The sequence below is a fragment of the Pseudoxanthomonas sp. LjRoot206 genome (genome assembly GCF_056175725.1).
The window spans coordinates 494493-511494 of sequence record NZ_JBGFFI010000003.1; the positions used below are offsets into that span (position 1 = coordinate 494493).

The 17002-nt window shown below is 69.1% G+C and carries 20 protein-coding genes and 1 tRNA gene; 4 read left to right on the forward strand and 17 right to left on the reverse strand.

Annotated features, from left to right (window positions below; translation table 11 throughout):
- The first annotated feature begins 39 nt into the window (after nucleotides 1-39).
- Entirely contained in the window at nucleotides 40-426 is a 387-nt protein-coding gene (locus tag AC04MD_RS11575) for a VOC family protein (protein ID WP_475497411.1), read from the forward strand.
- Between the two features lie 4 nt (nucleotides 427-430).
- Here the strand turns inward: AC04MD_RS11575 and AC04MD_RS11580 are convergent, their stop codons facing one another.
- The 5 genes from AC04MD_RS11580 to AC04MD_RS11600 all read right to left on the reverse strand — a co-directional run bounded on the left by AC04MD_RS11580 (nucleotide 431) and on the right by AC04MD_RS11600 (nucleotide 5403).
- Nucleotides 431-865 (reverse strand): BLUF domain-containing protein, encoded by a 435-nt coding sequence (locus AC04MD_RS11580; protein ID WP_475497412.1) that lies wholly within the window; start codon nucleotides 863-865, stop codon nucleotides 431-433.
- Between the two features lie 72 nt (nucleotides 866-937).
- Complete coding sequence (locus AC04MD_RS11585) at nucleotides 938-2584, reverse strand: M28 family metallopeptidase (RefSeq protein ID WP_475497413.1); 1647 nt, start codon at nucleotides 2582-2584, stop codon at nucleotides 938-940.
- A 194-nt stretch (nucleotides 2585-2778) separates the two neighbouring features.
- Nucleotides 2779-3708, reverse strand: a complete 930-nt coding sequence (locus AC04MD_RS11590) for an MBL fold metallo-hydrolase (protein WP_475497414.1) — start codon at nucleotides 3706-3708, stop codon at nucleotides 2779-2781.
- Between the two features lie 95 nt (nucleotides 3709-3803).
- On the reverse strand, nucleotides 3804-4103 hold the full coding sequence (locus tag AC04MD_RS11595; RefSeq protein ID WP_475497416.1) for a hypothetical protein: 300 nt from the start codon (nucleotides 4101-4103) through the stop codon (nucleotides 3804-3806).
- 4 nt (nucleotides 4104-4107) lie between these two features.
- The gene (locus tag AC04MD_RS11600; RefSeq protein ID WP_475497417.1) at nucleotides 4108-5403 is read right to left on the reverse strand and encodes a tryptophan--tRNA ligase; all 1296 of its coding nucleotides are present in this window, start codon (nucleotides 5401-5403) and stop codon (nucleotides 4108-4110) included.
- Between the two features lie 195 nt (nucleotides 5404-5598).
- On the opposite strand from AC04MD_RS11600, the gene AC04MD_RS11605 reads away from it, so the two are divergent.
- On the forward strand, nucleotides 5599-6396 hold the full coding sequence (locus AC04MD_RS11605; RefSeq protein WP_475497696.1) for a hypothetical protein: 798 nt from the start codon (nucleotides 5599-5601) through the stop codon (nucleotides 6394-6396).
- A 69-nt stretch (nucleotides 6397-6465) separates the two neighbouring features.
- On the opposite strand, the gene AC04MD_RS11610 is transcribed toward AC04MD_RS11605, so the two are convergent.
- The 10 genes from AC04MD_RS11610 to AC04MD_RS11655 all read right to left on the reverse strand — a co-directional run bounded on the left by AC04MD_RS11610 (nucleotide 6466) and on the right by AC04MD_RS11655 (nucleotide 13513).
- Entirely contained in the window at nucleotides 6466-6687 is a 222-nt protein-coding gene (locus AC04MD_RS11610) for a CsbD family protein (protein ID WP_475497418.1), read from the reverse strand.
- Between the two features lie 233 nt (nucleotides 6688-6920).
- Nucleotides 6921-7055, reverse strand: a complete 135-nt coding sequence (locus tag AC04MD_RS11615) for an entericidin A/B family lipoprotein (protein WP_475497419.1) — start codon at nucleotides 7053-7055, stop codon at nucleotides 6921-6923.
- Between the two features lie 190 nt (nucleotides 7056-7245).
- Entirely contained in the window at nucleotides 7246-7398 is a 153-nt protein-coding gene (locus tag AC04MD_RS11620; protein ID WP_055937078.1) for an entericidin A/B family lipoprotein, read from the reverse strand.
- A gap of 148 nt (nucleotides 7399-7546) precedes the next feature.
- Nucleotides 7547-8470: an arginase gene (gene rocF, locus AC04MD_RS11625; RefSeq protein WP_475497420.1), complete on the reverse strand. Its 924-nt coding sequence runs from the start codon at nucleotides 8468-8470 to the stop codon at nucleotides 7547-7549.
- Between the two features lie 95 nt (nucleotides 8471-8565).
- Nucleotides 8566-8641: transfer RNA gene (locus AC04MD_RS11630), tRNA-Thr, on the reverse strand.
- A 13-nt stretch (nucleotides 8642-8654) separates the two neighbouring features.
- Nucleotides 8655-9311, reverse strand: a complete 657-nt coding sequence (locus AC04MD_RS11635) for an SPOR domain-containing protein (RefSeq protein WP_475497421.1) — start codon at nucleotides 9309-9311, stop codon at nucleotides 8655-8657.
- 19 nt (nucleotides 9312-9330) lie between these two features.
- The gene (locus AC04MD_RS11640; protein WP_475497423.1) at nucleotides 9331-10080 is read right to left on the reverse strand and encodes a type III pantothenate kinase; all 750 of its coding nucleotides are present in this window, start codon (nucleotides 10078-10080) and stop codon (nucleotides 9331-9333) included.
- Nucleotides 10077-11045: a bifunctional biotin--[acetyl-CoA-carboxylase] ligase/biotin operon repressor BirA gene (birA, locus tag AC04MD_RS11645; RefSeq protein ID WP_475497424.1), complete on the reverse strand. Its 969-nt coding sequence runs from the start codon at nucleotides 11043-11045 to the stop codon at nucleotides 10077-10079. Before birA ends, AC04MD_RS11640 begins: the two co-directional genes overlap by 4 nt.
- Nucleotides 11042-11668 (reverse strand): glycerol-3-phosphate 1-O-acyltransferase PlsY, encoded by a 627-nt coding sequence (gene plsY / locus AC04MD_RS11650; RefSeq protein ID WP_475497425.1) that lies wholly within the window; start codon nucleotides 11666-11668, stop codon nucleotides 11042-11044. Before plsY ends, birA begins: the two co-directional genes overlap by 4 nt.
- A 30-nt stretch (nucleotides 11669-11698) precedes the next feature.
- Nucleotides 11699-13513 (reverse strand): DegV family protein, encoded by a 1815-nt coding sequence (locus tag AC04MD_RS11655; RefSeq protein ID WP_475497426.1) that lies wholly within the window; start codon nucleotides 13511-13513, stop codon nucleotides 11699-11701.
- A gap of 192 nt (nucleotides 13514-13705) precedes the next feature.
- On the opposite strand from AC04MD_RS11655, the gene AC04MD_RS11660 reads away from it, so the two are divergent.
- Nucleotides 13706-14026 carry a hypothetical protein gene (locus AC04MD_RS11660; protein ID WP_475497427.1) on the forward strand — a complete coding sequence of 107 codons (321 nt, stop codon included), beginning with the start codon at nucleotides 13706-13708 and terminating at the stop codon, nucleotides 14024-14026.
- A 27-nt stretch (nucleotides 14027-14053) separates the two neighbouring features.
- Entirely contained in the window at nucleotides 14054-14806 is a 753-nt protein-coding gene (locus tag AC04MD_RS11665; RefSeq protein ID WP_475497697.1) for a M90 family metallopeptidase, read from the forward strand.
- Nucleotide 14807: 1 nt separating this feature from the next.
- On the opposite strand, the gene AC04MD_RS11670 is transcribed toward AC04MD_RS11665, so the two are convergent.
- Complete coding sequence (locus tag AC04MD_RS11670; protein ID WP_475497428.1) at nucleotides 14808-16262, reverse strand: ATP-binding protein; 1455 nt, start codon at nucleotides 16260-16262, stop codon at nucleotides 14808-14810.
- A gap of 28 nt (nucleotides 16263-16290) precedes the next feature.
- Nucleotides 16291-16977 (reverse strand): response regulator transcription factor, encoded by a 687-nt coding sequence (locus AC04MD_RS11675; protein WP_475497429.1) that lies wholly within the window; start codon nucleotides 16975-16977, stop codon nucleotides 16291-16293.
- Between the last annotated feature and the right edge of the window lie 25 nt (nucleotides 16978-17002).

A 17002-nucleotide genomic window follows, 5' to 3' on the forward strand; every position in this document is an offset into this window, starting at 1 on the left:
TGGCAGGATGACGCCATCGCCCTTCAACCGGAGTTCGCCATGACCCACCGCAGCCGTCTCGCCGGTTTCATCATCGACAGCCAGGTCGACGACCTGCCTGCCGCCTCCGCGTTCTGGAGCGCTGCCCTGGGGTTGAAGGTCACCGATCCCGACGACGGCGGCCTGGGCATTTACGACAAGTTCGAACCCGGCCCGGGCGGCCTGCACATCGAGGTGCAGAAGGTGAAGCACGAGGCTCGCGTGCACCTGGACATCGAGACCGACGACATCGAGGCGGAAGTCGCGCGCCTGGAAGCCCTGGGCGCCAAGCGCGTGCAACACGTGCGCAACCGCTGGTGGGTGATGGAAGCGCCGACCGGCCACCGCTTCTGCGTGGTGCCGATGAACGAAGACAGCGGACGGGCGAAGCCGAACCGCTGGCCCTGAGCGCTCAACGCGCAAAGAGGGCTTCGCCTTTCCAGAAGGCGAGCAGGCGTTCCAGGCCGGGCGAGGTCACGGCGTCGTCTTCCAGCCAGGGCACCTCGCGTTGCCACTGCGCTTGGCTCAGCTGCTGTACCACGCTCTGCGGTGCGTCCGCGAACCCCATGTGCCAGCGCTGGAAACGCCGCGCGTCCACCCTGCCCTGCGCCAGCACCTCCAGCCGGTCGTGCTGGCTGGCGCGGGTGATGCGCGCGTAGATCTGCTCGACGTCGGCGCGCGTCCCTTCGAGATACTGCACGAACTGCTGGTTGCCGTAGAGCAACGCCCCGGTGACGTTGGCAAGTTCGTTGTTGATGCGTGCGTCCAGCAACAGGATATCCAGGTCCGACGCCTCCAGCGGTCGCGTCGCGCGGCTCTGGTAGACCAGGGCATGGAGAGGAGTCACGGACATTCCGGCAGCGCGAGAGGACGCGCAGCATAGCGCAGCGAGTCACATGAACGGCGTGCGCCAGCGCCGCTATTTCCGTTCAGTTTCACTGCGTTCGCGTACGGCCTTGAACTCGGATCCGCCCAGCCAGTGCGGCCATGCCGCACCGTCGGCGATCTCCCGGCCCAGCGCATACAGCAGTCCAACGTCCTGTGCCTGCCCGCTCGCATCCCAGCTCGCCGTCCATGCGTCGCAGGGCTGGTGGTAGCAGGAGGCGAAATACGCATCGCGCAAGGCCTTGCCGCTGGCGACGCCGCCATCGAGGCGATCCAGCCCCGCGCCCACGGTGATCGCCGGCACGCCCGCCCGCGCGAACGCGAAATGATCGGCACGGTAGAAGAAGCCGGCTTCGAGATTGGGATCGGGCGAATAGGTGCGTCCCTGCGCTTCCGCGACGCGTTTCAGGTCGCCCTCGAGCGAGACACGACCATTGCCCCACGACGCGATGTCGCGGTTGGGGCCATCGGGACTGAGCATTTCGATGTTGAGCACCGCGGCCGTCTTCTCCAGCGGCGCCAGCGGGTGCGCGGCGTAGTATGTCGCCCCCTGCAGCCCCTTCTCTTCCGCCGTCAGTGCCATGAACAACAGGGTGCGCTGCAGACGCGAACCGGCCGCGAACACGCGCGCCAGTTCGATCACCGCCGCCACGCCGGTCGCGTTGTCGACCGCACCGTGGCGGATGCCATCGCCCTGCGCGTCCGGCGCGCCGATGCCGTACGCATCCCAGTGGGCGGAGTAGATGACGGTTTCGTCAGGCCGCTTCGCACCCTCGAGCCGGCCGATGACATTGCGCGTCACCACCTGGTCGCGCTTCACCGCGAACGAAGCCGAGAGCGTGGCGTCGCCCAGTGCCACCGGTGCGAACGCCGCCGTCTGCGCGCGCCGCTTCTCCGCCTCGAAGTCCAGCCCGGCGCGCTCGAACAGCGATACGGCCAGCTCGCGCTGCATCCAGCCGCGCAGCAGCGTGTGGTACTTCGTCGCATCGTCGCGCGGGATGTCGAATACCGGCGACAGTCCGGACGAACGTACCGTGGCCCAACCGTAGGCCGCCGGTGCGGTCTCGTGGACGATCAGCACGCCCGCCGCACCCTGGCGCGCGAGTTCCTCGTACTTGTAGGTCCAGCGGCCGTAGTAGGTCACCGCGCGGCCATCGAAGGCACCAGGCGATGCGGTCTCGAAATCCGGATCGTTGATGAGCACCACCGCGACCTTGCCCTTCAGGTCAGCGCCCTTGTAGTCGTCCCAGCCGCGCTCGGGTGCGGCGATGCCGTAGCCGACGAACACCAGCGGCGCATCGACGAGGTCGACGCGCTCCACCGGGCTCAGGCTCTGCAGAACCAGGTCGTCGCCGTTGGCCAGCGTCTGGACCTTCCCGCCCGTCGCAAGGGACGCGGCCACGACACCGTCCACCTGGGCGCGCACGAGCGGAACATCCTGCGTCCACGCACCGCTCCCGCCGCCGGGCTGCACGCCGGCCTTCTGCAGTGCGTCGACGATGTACGCAATCGTTTTCTCTTCGCCCGGCGTCGCCGGGGCGCGGCCCTCGAACTCGTCCGACGCGAGTACGCGTACATGCCGGGACAGGTTGTCGGCATTGATGCCCCCGCCGGGGATGTCGGCGGCGAGTACCGGCATCGCGCACAGGGACAACAGGAGCAGCGGGAGCGGAGATTTCATCGAGATGACCTTGCGTGGAAACACCGGGAGTCTATGCGATGCGGCTGTTGTAGGAGCGACGTCAGTCGCGACCGCACGAATCGGGAAATCCTGTTCTTCCTGAAAGACACGACTGCACCGCGCACGAAGAAGCACTTCATCACTGATCGCATCCGGTCGCGACTGACGTCGCTCCTACAGAAAGCAACACACCCTCACGGCCGCCCACGATCCAGCCACACGCCCAGCCCCTGCGCGTTGAGCTCGATATCCATGGCAAGCAGGCGCAACACGTCTTCGTCCGCCAGCGGCACCTGCAGCGCATGCGCCCGCTCCAGGTACAGCGCCGACAGCCCGGCCGCGATGCAGCGATGGCGGTCCGCGCGTCCCTCGCAGGCGTCGGCGATCGCCACCATCGCATCGATCTGCTCGTACAGGGCCTGCGCCAGCCGCGGCACGTCGTCGACGCGACCGTAGTGGGTCAGGTACATGCCGTCGGGCGCATACGCGAGCATGCGCGCGATGCTCGCCTTCAGCGCAGAAGGCTCGAACTGCACCGGCGTCGTCGTCGGCAGGATGAAGGCGCCCTGCGGTCCGTCCAGTTCGCGGTAGGACAGACCGAACGTGTCGCCGGTGAACCAGCAGCGGCTGCGCGCATCCCAGAGGCAATGGTGGTGGCGTGCGTGGCCGGGCGTATCGATGGACAGCAGCGGACGCCCCGCGAGCATTATCGTCTCGCCGTCCTCGACCACGCGCACGCGCGCTTCCGGCACCGGCTGGATCGCGCCGTAGCTGCGCTGGATCTCTTCTTCGCCATAGACCGCCGTCGCGCCGGCGATCAGCTTGGCCGGATCGATCAGGTGCGGCGCCGCGCGCGGATGCGCGACCAGCGTGGCATTGGGCAGGTGCTGCATCAGCAGGCCCGCGCCACCGGCATGGTCCAGATGCACGTGGGTGACGATGAGGAAATCGATGTCCCCGGGTGCCAGGTCCGCCTGCTGCAACGCGGCCAGCAAGCGCGGGACGGAATGGTTGGTGCCGCAGTCGATGAAGGCGCCGCGACCGCCCTCGACGACGAGGTACGCCGCGTCGAAATGATCGCGCTGGAACGCAGTATCGATGGTGTGGATGCCGTGCAGGCTCATCCGCAGGCCTATGTGGGGACGGATAACCCGATTCTAGTCCCCGCACCCCGTACGCACGACCCGCCTTTGGTGGAACGGTCCATCCGTGGCAGGCATCAGCCGCGCGCGAGCCACCAGCCGCGCAGCGGCACCGCCAGCGTCAGCACGAACAGGAAGGCGCCGTAGGCCACCAGCGTGGCCAGCACCTGCTTCCAGATCGCGCCAGTGCCGACATCGGCGGCACCCAGCGCGTAGCCCCACTGCATGCCGACAAAGCTCAACACGAAGGCGACCGCCAGCACCGCGAGATCGAAGCCCTTGCGGCGTGCATTGCGCGGCTGGCGCGGGAACAGCCAGAACAGCGAGCCGAGCAGCAGGAACCACGGCAGGAACAGGATCACCGCCAGGTACGGCATGGCCTCAGGCCTCCGCCGCGCGCAGCGCCGCCAGCGCCACGAGCACCTCGTCCACCGGCACCTGCAGCACGATCTCCGGCGTCTGCATCGCATCGGCCTGCTCGGCCTGCTTCAACACGCCGATCAGCTTGCCGGCATCCTTCGGCGAATCGAAGCCGTTGCTCTGGATCAGCACGTTGCCGTCGGCATCGGCCAGCTTGAAATAGAACCGGCCATCGGTATCGCGGTACTGCTTGAATGCCGGCAGTGCGACTTTCGATGGCGCGACCTTCGCCTCCACCACCGGCACCTGAGACAGGTCGCGCAGGCCAACCGCATGGCGCAGTTCCGTCAACAGCGGCGTGGCGTAGCGTTCGCGCAGGCGGCGCGCACCATCGCGCAGGACCGCTTCGATATCGGCGGGCTTCGCCATCAGCGCTTCGTACTTTTCGCGCAACGGCGCGATCTCGGCATCGATGCGTTCGAACAACTGTTGCTTGGCCTCGCCCCAGCCGATGCCGTCGGCGAACTGCTGCGCGAAGGCGCGCGTCTCGTCCACGCTGGCGAAGGCCTGGTACAGCTGGAACAGCGCCGAGCCCTCGGTGTCCTTCGGTTCGCCGGGACCGCGCGAGTCGGTCAGGATGGAGAACACCAGCTTCTTCAGCTCCTCGCGCGGGGCGAACAGCGGAATGGTGTTGTGGTAGCTCTTGCTCATCTTGCGGCCGTCGAGGCCGGGCAGCGTCGCCACGTTGTCGTCGATCAGCGCTTCCGGCAGGGTGAAGTACTCCTTGCCGTACACGTGGTTGAAGCGCTGGCCGAAGTCGCGCGCCATCTCGATGTGCTGGATCTGGTCGCGTCCCACCGGCACCTGGTGCGCGTTGAAGATCAGGATGTCCGCGGCCATCAGCACCGGGTACATGAAGAGGCCGGCGCTGACGCCGGCATCCGGGTCTTCGCCGTCGGCGTTGTTCTTGTCCACCGCCGCCTTGTAGGCGTGCGCGCGGTTGAGGATGCCCTTGCCCGCCACGCAGGTCAGGAACCAGGTCAGCTCGGTGATCTCCGGCACGTCGCTCTGGCGGTAGAACCACACCTTGTCCGGCTCCAGGCCGCAGGCCAGCCAGGTCGCCGCGATCTCCAGCGTGGAGCGCTGCGTGCGCGCCGGATCCTGCGCCTTGATCAGGCTGTGCAGGTCGGCCAGGAAGTAGAAGCTTTCCGTGTCCGCGGCACGGCTGGCGGCCACGGCGGGGCGCACGGCGCCGACGTAGTTGCCCAGGTGCGGCGTGCCCGAGGTGGTGATGCCGGTGAGGACGCGGGTGGTCATGTGCAGTGCGGGGGAATGCGGGAAAGCGGCCAGTTTACCGGCTGGGGCCAGCGCCTGCCGGCAGGCGGCCTGCGACACGACGTCGCAGCCGATCCCCACCCGCGGCTTAACCGGAGCCCGGCTCGCCGTTCCAGGCAACCCCGTTGCCTCCGGCCGCCCGTTCGCAGCATCGTCCCCACCAGGAGAACGGACATGCTGCATCGAATCCTCGCCTCCCTTGCCGCGCTGGCCCTGCTGGCCTGCGCACCCGCCCATGCCGGCCCGCTGGTCGATGTCAGCGTCGTCGACCGCGACACCGGCGAATGGCTGTCGCAGCATCCACACCGCGGCGATCTGTGGGTCGCCGGCACGCCCGGCAACCGCTACAGCGTCCGCCTGACCAACACCACCGGCGAGCGCGTGCTGGTGGTCCTGTCCGTGGATGGCGTCAATGCGATCACCGGCCAGACCGCGCATCCTTCGCAGGCCGGCTATGTACTCGAACCCTGGCAGACGACCGAGGTCACCGGCTGGCGCAAATCGATGACCGATGTGGCGCAGTTCGTGTTCACCGACCTGCGCGACAGCTACGCCGCGAGGACCGGGCGTCCCCGCAACGTCGGCGTGATCGGCGTGGCCGCCTTCCGCGAAGCACGTGCCTACCACTATCCGCAGTACTCGCCACCGCCGATCGCGCGCGGATCGATGGAGAAGCGGGCAGAAGCCGAAGCCGCCGCGCCGGCAGGATCGTCGCGTAGCATCGCCGCCAACGACGCCGCGAAGCAGCAGAGCATCGGCACCGGCCATGGCGGCCGCGAATGGGCACCGACGTCCCGCACCGGTTTCGACCGCGCGACCCGGCAGCCGGAGCAGGTCAGCGAAGTGCGCTACGACGACTACCGTCGACTGGTCGCGCTGGGCGTGGTCCCGCGCCGCCATGGACCGACGTGGCGCGATGAAGCCCCGCGCGCATTCCCCGGCGGCTTCGTCGCAGACCCGCCGCGCTACCGCTGATCGCCGGGCATGAAAAAGACGGGCCGCACAGGGCGGTCCGTCTTGCGTTGTATGCGGCGATGGCTCGCGTCAGTGCTTGAACGTACTGTCCGAGCGAAGCGTCCGCTGGAACTCCTCGACCTCCGTGTTGGCACGGTCGCGGTCGTATCCGTAACGCTCCTGCAACTTGCCGGTGAGGTATTCGGCATTGCCTTCGGCGACCTTGAAGTCGTCGTCGGTCAGGTCGCCCCATTTCGCCTGGATCTTGCCTTTCAGCTGCTTCCAGTTGCCGGCGATGATGTCCTGATTCATGGTGTTTCCTCGCTTGAGTGAGCGGCAGGGGGCGCCGCGGAGACAGCATCGCAGGCATCGCGTTGCGCACGGATCAATCCGGCGTCAACACACCATTAGGAATCGCTGAATCGTTCACGCGCATGAGCATGCATTCTCGACGGTGAATACGCAGCCCGCTTCCGCAGGCTGGAAGCTGGAAAAGAAGAAGGCCGCCCGGAGGCGGCCTTCTGTTCTTACCTTGAGGGATCGCGTCACTTGCCGGACGCATCCTCGACCTTCTCGCCGACCTTCTGCACATCCTTGCCGACGCCTTTCACGGTGTTGCAACCGGACAGCACGGCGATGGACAGCAGGGCCAGCGCGACCAATGCGGAAAAACGCTTCATGGCAGAACTCCTCGATAGGGTGAAGGGGCGCGATGCCGGGCGGGGCGCCCTCGCATCGCGTGCAGCGAGTCTGATTCAACCACACTGGCTGGCGACTGACCACGTGGCGTAGCGGAATGCAGAAGGGCCGGTCGCCCGGCCCCTCCGTTCGTCCGCCTCCGGCAGGGAGGCCGACGTCAGGCCGCGTGCATCAGCACTTGCCGTCCTTGCAGTCCTGGGCCTTGTCCTCGACCTTCTCACCGACCTTCTGCACGTCCTTGCCGGCGCCGGCCATGGTGTTGCAGCCCGACAGGACCGCCATCGAGAACATCGCCGTCAGCAGCAGCATCATCGCACGCTTCATTTTTCATCTCCTGGTGGATAAGGGGTGCCGCTGCAGGTGCGTCCCGCGCTGCAGCGGCGTGTGCGTGCACCTTCGACGCGGCGGCGTATAGGCCACGTGAAGCCTGCTGCGACCTGTTCAGTCGCAGTTTTCCCAATCCGGTCCGCGGTCAGTCGCGCATCAGGGTCGACTTGCCGAACAGGCTTTCCACCAGGTCCACCGTCAGCTTGGCGGTGCGGTTGCGACGGTCCAGCACGGGGTTCAGTTCGACGATGTCCAGCGACCCCATCAAACGCGTGTCGGCGATCATTTCCATCACCAGCTGTGCCTCGCGGTAGTTGGGTCCGCCGGGTACGGTGGTGCCCACGCCCGGGGCGATGCTGGGGTCCAGGAAGTCCACGTCGAAGCTGACGTGCAGGTGGGTGTCGGTGTCGATGCCGTCCAGCGCCGCCTCGATCGTGCGCTTCATGCCGACCTCGTCGATGTAGCGCATGTCGTACACGTCGACCTGGTGGACCTTGATCAGCTTCTTCTCTTCCGGATCGACCGAGCGGATGCCGATCTGTCGCACCATCGCCGGGGTGATCGCCGGCGAATCGCCGCCCAGCTTCGTCAGCGCATCGGGGCCGATGCCGCACAGGCAGGCCACCGGCATGCCGTGGATGTTGCCCGACGGCGTGACCTCGCTGGTATTGAAGTCGGAGTGCGCATCCAGCCACAGCACGCGCAGCTTCTTGCCGATCTGGAGGCAATGCCGTGCGACGGCGGTGATCGAGCCCATCGCCAGGCAATGGTCGCCGCCCAGCATGATCGGCAACCGTCCACGCGCGAGTTCGGCCGCCGTGGCGTCCATCACGGCGCGGTTCCAGGCGACGACTTCGTCGAGATGGCGATAGCCCTGGACGGGACCGGTCCAGGGATTGGCGGGCCCCTGCACGTTGCCGGTGTCGACCACGTCGATGCCCCGCGCCACCAGCGCTTCGCCCAGACCCGCGATGCGCAGCGCATCCGGTCCCATGCGCGCGCCGCGATGGCCCGCGCCGATGTCGGTGGGCACGCCGATCAGGGAGACCGGAGGAAAAGCTCGACTCATGGGTACGTCCTGCGGAAAACAGGCGCACAGTCTATGCGGTCGGCGATGACGGCCCTGTGGCATCGCAGCACGGACGCGATGCGGGCCGTGGGAGATGGTGCCGCTTATCCGAATCGAACGGATGACCTACCGCTTACAAGGCGGTTGCTCTACCAGCTGAGCTAAAGCGGCGTGGGGCGCAATTCTAGCGCAGCGCGGTGCATTCGAGCGGCTGCGGTGCACCGCTGGAGGCAGCGCGCGCGATCACGGTCGCGTCGACGCCTTCCACGACACCGGCATCCAGCCACCACAGGCCCGGGCCGGCGCGGCCCACCGGCTGCAGTTGCGCGGCGAACCCGGCCTCCTGCATCTGCGCCAGACGGCGCTCCGCCGCGTCGCGACTGCGATAGCGGCCCAGCGCGATGCCGTTCGCCTGGTCACCCTGGCGCACGACAAGGAAATCATCGAATCCCGCCGCGCCGATACGCGCGGCCGTGGCCTGCGCATCCTCGAGCGAGGCCGCCGGCGCGATCACCACCTGGTAGCCGCTGGCACTGGTGCCGGGCACTTCGCGCAGGCGCACCTGCAGCAGTTGGCCTGCCGTGGCCGCCTGTGCCTGCTCGGCGGCGGCCTGGCTGGTGTACGGCCCCAGGCTGAAACAGGACGCGATGGCGGGCGCGGCGACGGCGGACGTCGCGGACGTCGCCGCTGCCGGCGCGGACTCGTCCACCAGCTGCAGGCGCGCGACGCCGGCAGGCAATGCGGGTTCGGGTTCGGGCACCGGCGCGGGACGGGTCAGCCACCAGGCAGCGGCGCCGAGATTCAACACGACCAGCAGGACGATCAGGGCACGGATCAGCATGCCGTGATTCTAGCCGTGCTCAGGCATCCGCACCGAGCCTGGCCCACACGGCCAGCCCTTCGAGCACCAGGGCCGGCGCCAGTTCGCCTTCGCCCAGGTGCGATGCCAGCGCGTCCGCCCCGCCACCGTGCAGCAGCAGGGCCGGACGCTGGCCCAGCACGTCGCGCGCCTGTCGCAGGCTGCGTTCGATCAGCCCCAGCGCCGCGCCATCGCAGCCGGATGCCAGCGCGTCGACGGTGTCGGTGGCGAATTCGACATAGCCACCGCCCTGCGCCGGCAACTGCGTGGCCGCCGCGTGCAGGGCATCGCGCATCAGACGCGGCGAAGGCGCGATGCGTCCGCCATGGTGGCGTCCCTGCGCGTCCAGCAGGTCGATGGTCACCGCCGTGCCCACGCCCACCACCAGCCAGGGCTGCGCACCGCGACGGCGGGCCGCTAGCAGCGCCAGGAACCTATCCACGCCCATCCGTGCGGGCTCGCCGTAGGCGATACGGACACCTGCCAGTGCCGGCTGCGTACGGGCGATCGAAATGCTGCCGAAGCGCGTGGTCAGCCAGTCCACGACCGTCGCCGTGCGCGACGGCGACGCGACGCTGGCGAGCACCGCCGTCGACGCGTCGCGTAAGGCTGCCGCAGGCATCGCAGCATCGAGCGCAGCGAGCAGTCCCTCGTCGTACACGAAGGCCCGCATCTCGCCCAGCGTGCCATCGGCCTGCAGCGGCGCGCCCTTGACCCGCGAGTTGCCCAAGTCGAATACCCACTGCGTCATGTCGCCCTCACGCTGACCTCGCCCGCGTGCACCTGCCGCACGGCCTGTCCCACCCTCACCCGTAATGCACCGTCATCGCCGATGCCGTCGGCCACACCCTGTTCGTCGCCCTGCGGACCGTGCACGGTAACGGCGCGCCCGGCCAGCACATCCAGCGCGGCGTACCGCGCGAGGAACGGCGGAAGACCGTCGCGATCGAACTGGTCCAGCGCCGGCAGCAGCGTATCCAGCAGCTGCGTTGCCAGCGTGTTGCGCGACGGTGCACCCTCGCCCAGGCCGGCGAGATCGGTCCATGCCTGGTCGATGGTCGTGGCGACGGGCGCCGGCATGCGCACGTTCACGCCGATGCCGATCACCGCACGCACCGGCCCGCCATGCTCGCCGCCGCCTTCCACCAGAATGCCGCCGAGCTTGCGGCCCTGCGCGAGCAGGTCGTTGGGCCACTTCACCCCGACGGCCTCGTAGCCGGCCTGCCGCAGCGCTTCCGCGACCGCGACGCCGACCACCAGGCTCAGGCCGCCCAGGCGCGCGAGACCGCCGGAGAACTGACGCGACAGCGACAGGTAGAGATTCGACGCGATCGGCGACGCCCACTGGCGTCCGCGTCGACCGCGGCCGCCGGTCTGCTGCTCGGCGAGCAAGGCGTCGACGCCATGGTCGGGCGCCTTGCGCCGGAGCAACTCGCTGTTGGTCGAGTCCAGCGACCACGCCACCTCGAGCGACGACAGGGCGTCGACGGTCGCGGCCTGCAGCTGCGCACGGATGCGGTCGGCATCCAGCAGTTCGACCGGTTCGGCGAGTGCATAGCCGCGCCCGGCCTGCGCATCGATGCGCACGCCGCCGTCGCGCAGTGCCTCGATGCGCTTCCACATCGCGGCGCGCGTCAGTCCCGCATCGCGTGCCAGCACATCGCCCGACACCGGGCCTTCGATCAGCCGTTGCAGCAGTTCGCGCTCGCCGGTCATGCGCGACGGCGCCAGATGCGGACGCGCTCGAACCGCGATTCCGTCCCGTCGCGCAGGCGCCGGACGTTCACCCGATGGGTGAACAGCACCAGCAGCGCGGCGGCGATGGCGAACACCTGCGCGGCGCGATCGACCGGCATCCACCACGCCAGCGGCACCAGGCAGGCGGTGGCGATGATCGACGCCAGGCCGACATAGCCGGTCGCCACCAGCACGCCCACCCACACCGCGAACAACGGCAGCAACACCATCGGCCACAGCACGGCCATGCCGCCCAGCAGCGCGCCGACGCCCTTGCCACCGCGGAACCCGTGCCACACCGGCCAGACATGGCCCGTCGCGGCGACGAAGGCGGCCGCGAATCCCAGCGCGCGCGGCGACAGCGGTCCGTCCAGCGGCGCGAAGCGCGACGCCAGCCACGCCGCCAGCGCGCCCTTGCCGATGTCGACCAGCACCACGCCGAGCGCGAACTTCGCGCCCTGCGTGCGGAAGGCGTTGGTACCGCCGGCATTGCCACTCCCCTGCGTGCGGATGTCGACGCCACGCAGGCGGCCCAGCATCAGGCTGCCCGACACGGAGCCGATCAGGTAGGCGAACAGCAACAGCAGGCAGGTGGTCAGCATGGCGCCATTATGGGCCACGCCCTCACAGGCTCATGCATCCGGTGCCGGCTGCACCGCCACGATCAGTGCGCCCTGCCCCGCATGCGCGCCGATGGCCGCGCCCGTTTCCACCAGCCGGTGCTCGCTGATGTCCAGGCGCGCACGCAGCGCGGCCAGCACGCGCTCCGCCCCCGCGCGCGCATCGCAGTGCCCGACGATCAGGCGCCAGCGCTTTCCCGCCGGCAGCTGGCGCACGACCCGCTGCGCGAACGCTTCCGGCGCGCCGGCACGGGTCAGCAGGATGCCGGCGACCACCATGCGGCCGTCGACGCTCATCTTCGCCATCGGCGTCAACCCGCTGAGGCGCGCGATCGGTGCCGCCCAGCGCGGGATACGGCCGCCGCGCACGGCATGGGAAATGTCGGGCGCGATGGCCCACATCCGCGTCAGCGGACGCAGACGTTCCAGCTCGGCGACCACCTCGCCCTCGTCGCGGCCTTCGGCCGCCAGTTCGGCGGCCCGCCACACCAGCAGCGCCTGGCCGCAGGCGGCGTTGATCGTGTCGAACACGCGTACACGGCGGCCCGGATCGCGTGCCGCGGCATGCTCACCGGATTGCAGCGTGCCCGACAGCGCGCGCGACAGACCTACGTACAGGACGCGCGCATGGTGCGCGAGCGACAGCTCGAACTGGCGACGGAAATCGCCCGGCGGCGGCTGGCTGGTGCGCGGCAGCTGGCGCGACGACGCCATGCGCCGGTAGAACTCGGCGGTCGACAGGCCGATCTTGTCGAGGTAGTCGCGACCATCCAGGTCCACGCGCGCCGGCACCACGCCGATCGCATAGCGCTCGGCGATATCGTCCGGCAGGTCGGCGGCGCTGTCGGTGACCACCACCAGCGGCTGCAGCGCGGCGGCCACCCCCTGCTGGCGGATCATGTCGTCGGCCTTCATGCCTTCCACCCGTCCCTGCTGCGCGCAGGCATCGAACAGGGCCTGCGGCGAACCGGTGTGGGCATGCACGCGCAGCCGTGACGTGCCGCCGGCGATGACGATGGAATCCGCCCCGATCGCCTCCAGCGCCATGCGCAGGCGATCACGATCCAGCGCATCGCCGAGCAGCAGGCATTCGGTACACCAGCGACGGTCGGGATCGATCTCGTGGTCGTGGGCGACGGGTGCGCCAGTGTCGTTGGCCGCCACCGGCGCACTGGCCCGCATGCGCACCGCGCGCGGGCCGCCTTCGACGAACTCGGCGATGCCTTCCAGCAGGTCGACGAACCCCTGCGCGCCGGCATCCACCACGCCCGCTTTCTGCAGCAGCGCCATCTGCCGCGGCGTGTCGGCCAGCGCGCGGCGCGCCCGGACCAACGCGCGGATGAAGCCGCTGCGCGCATCCGGGTGCGCGCTGTCCGCCGCCGCATCCAGTTCGTCGGCGAACGCGGAGATGACGCTGAGGATGGTGCCCTCTACCGGCTGGGCCAGCGCCTGCCGCGCGCTCTGTGCGCCCTGACGAACGGCGGCGGCCAGCGAGCGCACGTCCAGCTCCGGCAGGGTGTGCACGCGCTCGGCTACCCCGTGGAGGAACTGCGCCAGGATCGCGCCCGAATTGCCGCGCGCACCATCGATCGCATCGTTGCCGACCCGGCTCAGCAGGTCGCCGGCATGCTGGCTGGGCTGGCTGAGCGCGCCATTGAGCACGCTGCCGAGCGTCGACGCCAGGTTGTTGCCGGTGTCGCCATCGGCGACCGGAAAGACATTGATGCGGTTCAATCCGTCGCGCGCGGCGATGACCCGCCGGGCTCCGGCGATCAGCGCCAGGCGCAGGGCGGGGGCGGTCAGCGGTCGGTCGGAGGCGGTCGGCATGGCGGGAGTCTGCCGCAAGCCGGGGACCCTGCCTGCTGCGACGCAGCAGCCCGTCCCCGGTTTTCCTCGATCCGTCGCCACCGGCCGGCGTTTCGTCGCACGGGACGGGCCGATCCGTGCCGGCCGGCGCCAATCCGGCTATAGTCGGCGACGTCATCTGGCCGCTGTAACCGACCGACAGGAGTCCCTCCGATGCTTCGCGCCAGCCTTGCCCTGCTCCTCCTCGTTGCCTCGGCGGCCGTGTTCGCCCAGAACGGGCGTGGCATCGCCAACGGCACCACCGGCACCTGCCAGGACGTCGCCGACCGCGCGGTCGCCGAACGCCCGGTCGATGCCGTGCCGACCGCATCGGATGCGCGTCGCGCGCGCGCCACCGCCGTGCGCAGCAAGTACGGTGCGCCGACCTCGCTGACGCCGGCTACCACGCGCGGCGGCGGCGATGACGACGACACCCCGCTGCCCCGCAGCCGCGGCTCGAAGTGGCACAGCTTCCTGCCGGGCATGTTCCGCTGACGCGGACGGCGGCACCCGGTGATCGGACTGTTGCGCCGCCTGCGGCGCCCTTCCCCGTCGATTGACGACAGCCTCTGGCAACGCGTGCGCGCCGCGACCCCCTGGGTCGCGGCGCTGGACGGCGAGCGCGCGGAGCGCCTGCGTGCGCTGACCGCGCGTTTCCTGCACCAGAAGACCATCACGCCACTGGCAGGACTGAGCCTGGACGACGCGCAGCGTGCCCAACTGGCGGCACTCTGCTGCATGCCCCTGCTCGAGTACGGCGAAACCGGCCTGCGCGGCTGGTCGCAGCTGATCGTCTATCCGGACGCGTTCCGCGTGCAGCGCACGCATACCGACGCGGCCGGTGTGCTGCACGAATGGGAAGACGACCTTGCCGGCGAAGCCTGGGACCAGGGACCGCTGATCCTGTCCTGGGCCGACGTGCAGGCCGACATCGCCGAACCCGACGCCGGCTTCTGCGTGGCCGTGCACGAGATGGCGCACAAGCTGGACGTGCTGGACGGCGAACTCGACGGCACTCCGCCGCTGCCGGACGCGTGGCACGGCCGCTGGGCGCGCGACTTCCAGCGCGCCTACGACGACTTCTGCATGCAGGTCGACCTGGGTCGCGAGACCAAGATAGATCCGTATGCGGCGGAAGCGCCCGAGGAATTCTTCGCGGTCGTCACCGAGTACCACTTCTCGGCACCCGACGTGCTGGCCGATGCCATGCCGGACGTGGCGGCGCACCTGCAGCGTTTCTACGGCCCTTCGCCGATGGCGGGCGCGACGGCCTGAATCAGAGACCCGGCGGCAGGCGCACTTCGAAGCGCGCGCCGCCCAGTTCTTCCGAGCGCCCGACCTGCAGTTCGCCACGGTAGTCGCGGATCAGGTCCTGCACGATCGACAGGCCGATGCCGTGCCCCTGCACGCGCTCGTCGCCGCGTACGCCACGCTGGAGGACCTTCGCCACATCGTCCTCGGCGATGCCGGGACCGTCGTCGTCCACCGCCATGAACAATCCCGCACGACGCTGCGGCGCCGTCGCGCCGACGGTGACGGTCAGCAGCACGCGCGAGCGCGCCCACTTGAACGCGTTCTCCAGCAGGTTGCCCATCAGCTCCTGCAGATCGCCGGTCTCGCCGTGGAAGCGCGCACGCGGATCGATCTCGAATTCGCAGATCACGCCCTTCGTGGCGTAGACCTTCTCCAGGCCGCGCACGATTTCTTCCGCGTGCGGTTCGATCGGCACGGCCGCGGAGAACAGCTTGTGACCGCTCGATGCCGCGCGCGCCAGCTGGTACGAGACCAGGTTGTTCATGCGCTTGAGCTGCACGTCCAGTTCTTCGCGCAGGGCCTGCGGATCGCCGCCACCGCTGTCCAGCTGCGTGCGCAGCACCGCGATCGGCGTCTTCAGGCTGTGCGCCAGATCAGCCAGCGTGTTGCGCTGTCGCTCCAGGTTCTCGCGCTCGCTCTCGATGAAGGCGTTGATGCTGTCGGTCAGCGGCTCGAGTTCGCGCGGATGGCTCTCGGTCATGCCCGACAGCTCGCCGCGCTGGACGCGGCTGAGTTCGAAGATCACCCGGCGCAGCGGGCGCAGGCTCCAGCGCAGCACCAGCATCTGCAGCAGCAGCAGGATCACGCCGGCGCCGCCGAGGTAGACCCACAGCGAACCACGGAACACGCGGATCTGCGCACTCAGCGCCTGGGCGTCCTCGAAGATGTAGATGCTGTACGGGATCTCGGCGTGCTGATGCGTGGCCGGCCAGGCGTACCCCACGCCGTACCGGTAGGCCTGGCTGTCGCTCCCGTCGGCACGGCGGATCGGCAGCGGCCCCTCGAACGATTCCTCCAGCGCACCCAGCATCTGCGGCGTGGGCAGTTCGGGCCCGAGCGTAGAGTTGGACCCCCATGGCGGCACACCACGCAGCACGACCTGCGCGTACATGCCGCTGTCCGGCATGTCGAAGCGCGGGTCGGGCGTGTTGTACGGCGGAATCAGCGTGCCGTTGCGGCCGAACTCCACCTTGTCGGTGTAGTACAGCGCATAGCTCTTCAGGCGCTGCCGCAGGTTGTCTTCGGCGGTATCGACGAAGGCGCGGTCGAGTGCCCAGCCGGCCAGCGCGAGGAAGGCGAGCAGCGCCAGACTCGCGGCGAGCAACTGGCGGGCGCGCAGGGAGCGCGGCCGCCAGCCGTCGAACCGGTCACGGCCCGCGGGCGGGGGTGGCGCGGCGCCGGAAGGTGGCGCGGGCATCAAGTGCAGGCGATGCCGGCGCGGAGCATCAGCCTTCGCCGGTGCGCGGGATCGCGAAGCGGTAGCCGCGGCCGCGCACGGTCTCGATCGGCTTCAATTCGCCGTCCGGGTCCAGCTTCTTGCGCAGGCGGCCGATGAAGACTTCCAGCACGTTCGAGTCGCGGTCGAAATCCTGCTGGTAGATGTGCTCGGTGAGGTCGGCCTTCGAGACCAGTTCGCCGGCATGCATCATCAGGTACTCGAGCACCTTGTACTCGTAGCTGGTCAGGTCGACATTGCTGCCGTTGACGCTGACGGTCTGCGCGGCGAGGTCGAGCGCGACCGGACCGCACTCCAGGGTGGGCTTGCTCCAGCCCGCAGCACGGCGCAGCAGCGCGTTGACGCGCGCCAACAGCTCTTCCACATGGAACGGCTTGACCAGGTAGTCGTCGGCGCCCTGCTTCAGGCCCTCGACCTTGTCCTGCCAGCTCGAACGCGCGGTCAGGATCAGTACCGGGAATTTCTTGCCCTCGTCGCGCAACGCCTTGATCAACTCCATGCCCGACATCTTCGGCAGGCCGAGGTCGATGATGCCCACGTCGAACGGCACTTCGCGGCCCATGTAGAGACCTTCCTCGCCGTCCTGGGCGGCGTCGACCGCAAAGCCTTCGCGCTTCAGGCGCGCTGCCAGGGTTTCACGCAGGGGGGCTTCGTCTTCGACCAGCAGGATACGCATGGACTCTCCTTGGGAATGCGGCGCG

Coding starts and splice junctions, on each gene's coding strand:
- AC04MD_RS11575 (WP_475497411.1), top strand. CDS start 40: ATGACCCACCGCAGCCGTCTCGCCGGTTTCATCATCGACAGCCAGGTC.
- AC04MD_RS11585 (WP_475497413.1), bottom strand. CDS start 2,584: ATGAAATCTCCGCTCCCGCTGCTCCTGTTGTCCCTGTGCGCGATGCCG.
- AC04MD_RS11590 (WP_475497414.1), bottom strand. CDS start 3,708: ATGAGCCTGCACGGCATCCACACCATCGATACTGCGTTCCAGCGCGAT.
- AC04MD_RS11595 (WP_475497416.1), bottom strand. CDS start 4,103: ATGCCGTACCTGGCGGTGATCCTGTTCCTGCCGTGGTTCCTGCTGCTC.
- AC04MD_RS11600 (WP_475497417.1), bottom strand. CDS start 5,403: ATGACCACCCGCGTCCTCACCGGCATCACCACCTCGGGCACGCCGCAC.
- AC04MD_RS11610 (WP_475497418.1), bottom strand. CDS start 6,687: ATGAATCAGGACATCATCGCCGGCAACTGGAAGCAGCTGAAAGGCAAG.
- AC04MD_RS11615 (WP_475497419.1), bottom strand. CDS start 7,055: ATGAAGCGTTTTTCCGCATTGGTCGCGCTGGCCCTGCTGTCCATCGCC.
- AC04MD_RS11620 (WP_055937078.1), bottom strand. CDS start 7,398: ATGAAGCGTGCGATGATGCTGCTGCTGACGGCGATGTTCTCGATGGCG.
- rocF (WP_475497420.1), bottom strand. CDS start 8,470: ATGAGTCGAGCTTTTCCTCCGGTCTCCCTGATCGGCGTGCCCACCGAC.
- AC04MD_RS11635 (WP_475497421.1), bottom strand. CDS start 9,311: ATGCTGATCCGTGCCCTGATCGTCCTGCTGGTCGTGTTGAATCTCGGC.
- AC04MD_RS11640 (WP_475497423.1), bottom strand. CDS start 10,080: ATGACGCAGTGGGTATTCGACTTGGGCAACTCGCGGGTCAAGGGCGCG.
- birA (WP_475497424.1), bottom strand. CDS start 11,045: ATGACCGGCGAGCGCGAACTGCTGCAACGGCTGATCGAAGGCCCGGTG.
- plsY (WP_475497425.1), bottom strand. CDS start 11,668: ATGCTGACCACCTGCCTGCTGTTGCTGTTCGCCTACCTGATCGGCTCC.
- AC04MD_RS11655 (WP_475497426.1), bottom strand. CDS start 13,513: ATGCCGACCGCCTCCGACCGACCGCTGACCGCCCCCGCCCTGCGCCTG.
- AC04MD_RS11660 (WP_475497427.1), top strand. CDS start 13,706: ATGCTTCGCGCCAGCCTTGCCCTGCTCCTCCTCGTTGCCTCGGCGGCC.
- AC04MD_RS11670 (WP_475497428.1), bottom strand. CDS start 16,262: ATGCCCGCGCCACCTTCCGGCGCCGCGCCACCCCCGCCCGCGGGCCGT.
- AC04MD_RS11675 (WP_475497429.1), bottom strand. CDS start 16,977: ATGCGTATCCTGCTGGTCGAAGACGAAGCCCCCCTGCGTGAAACCCTG.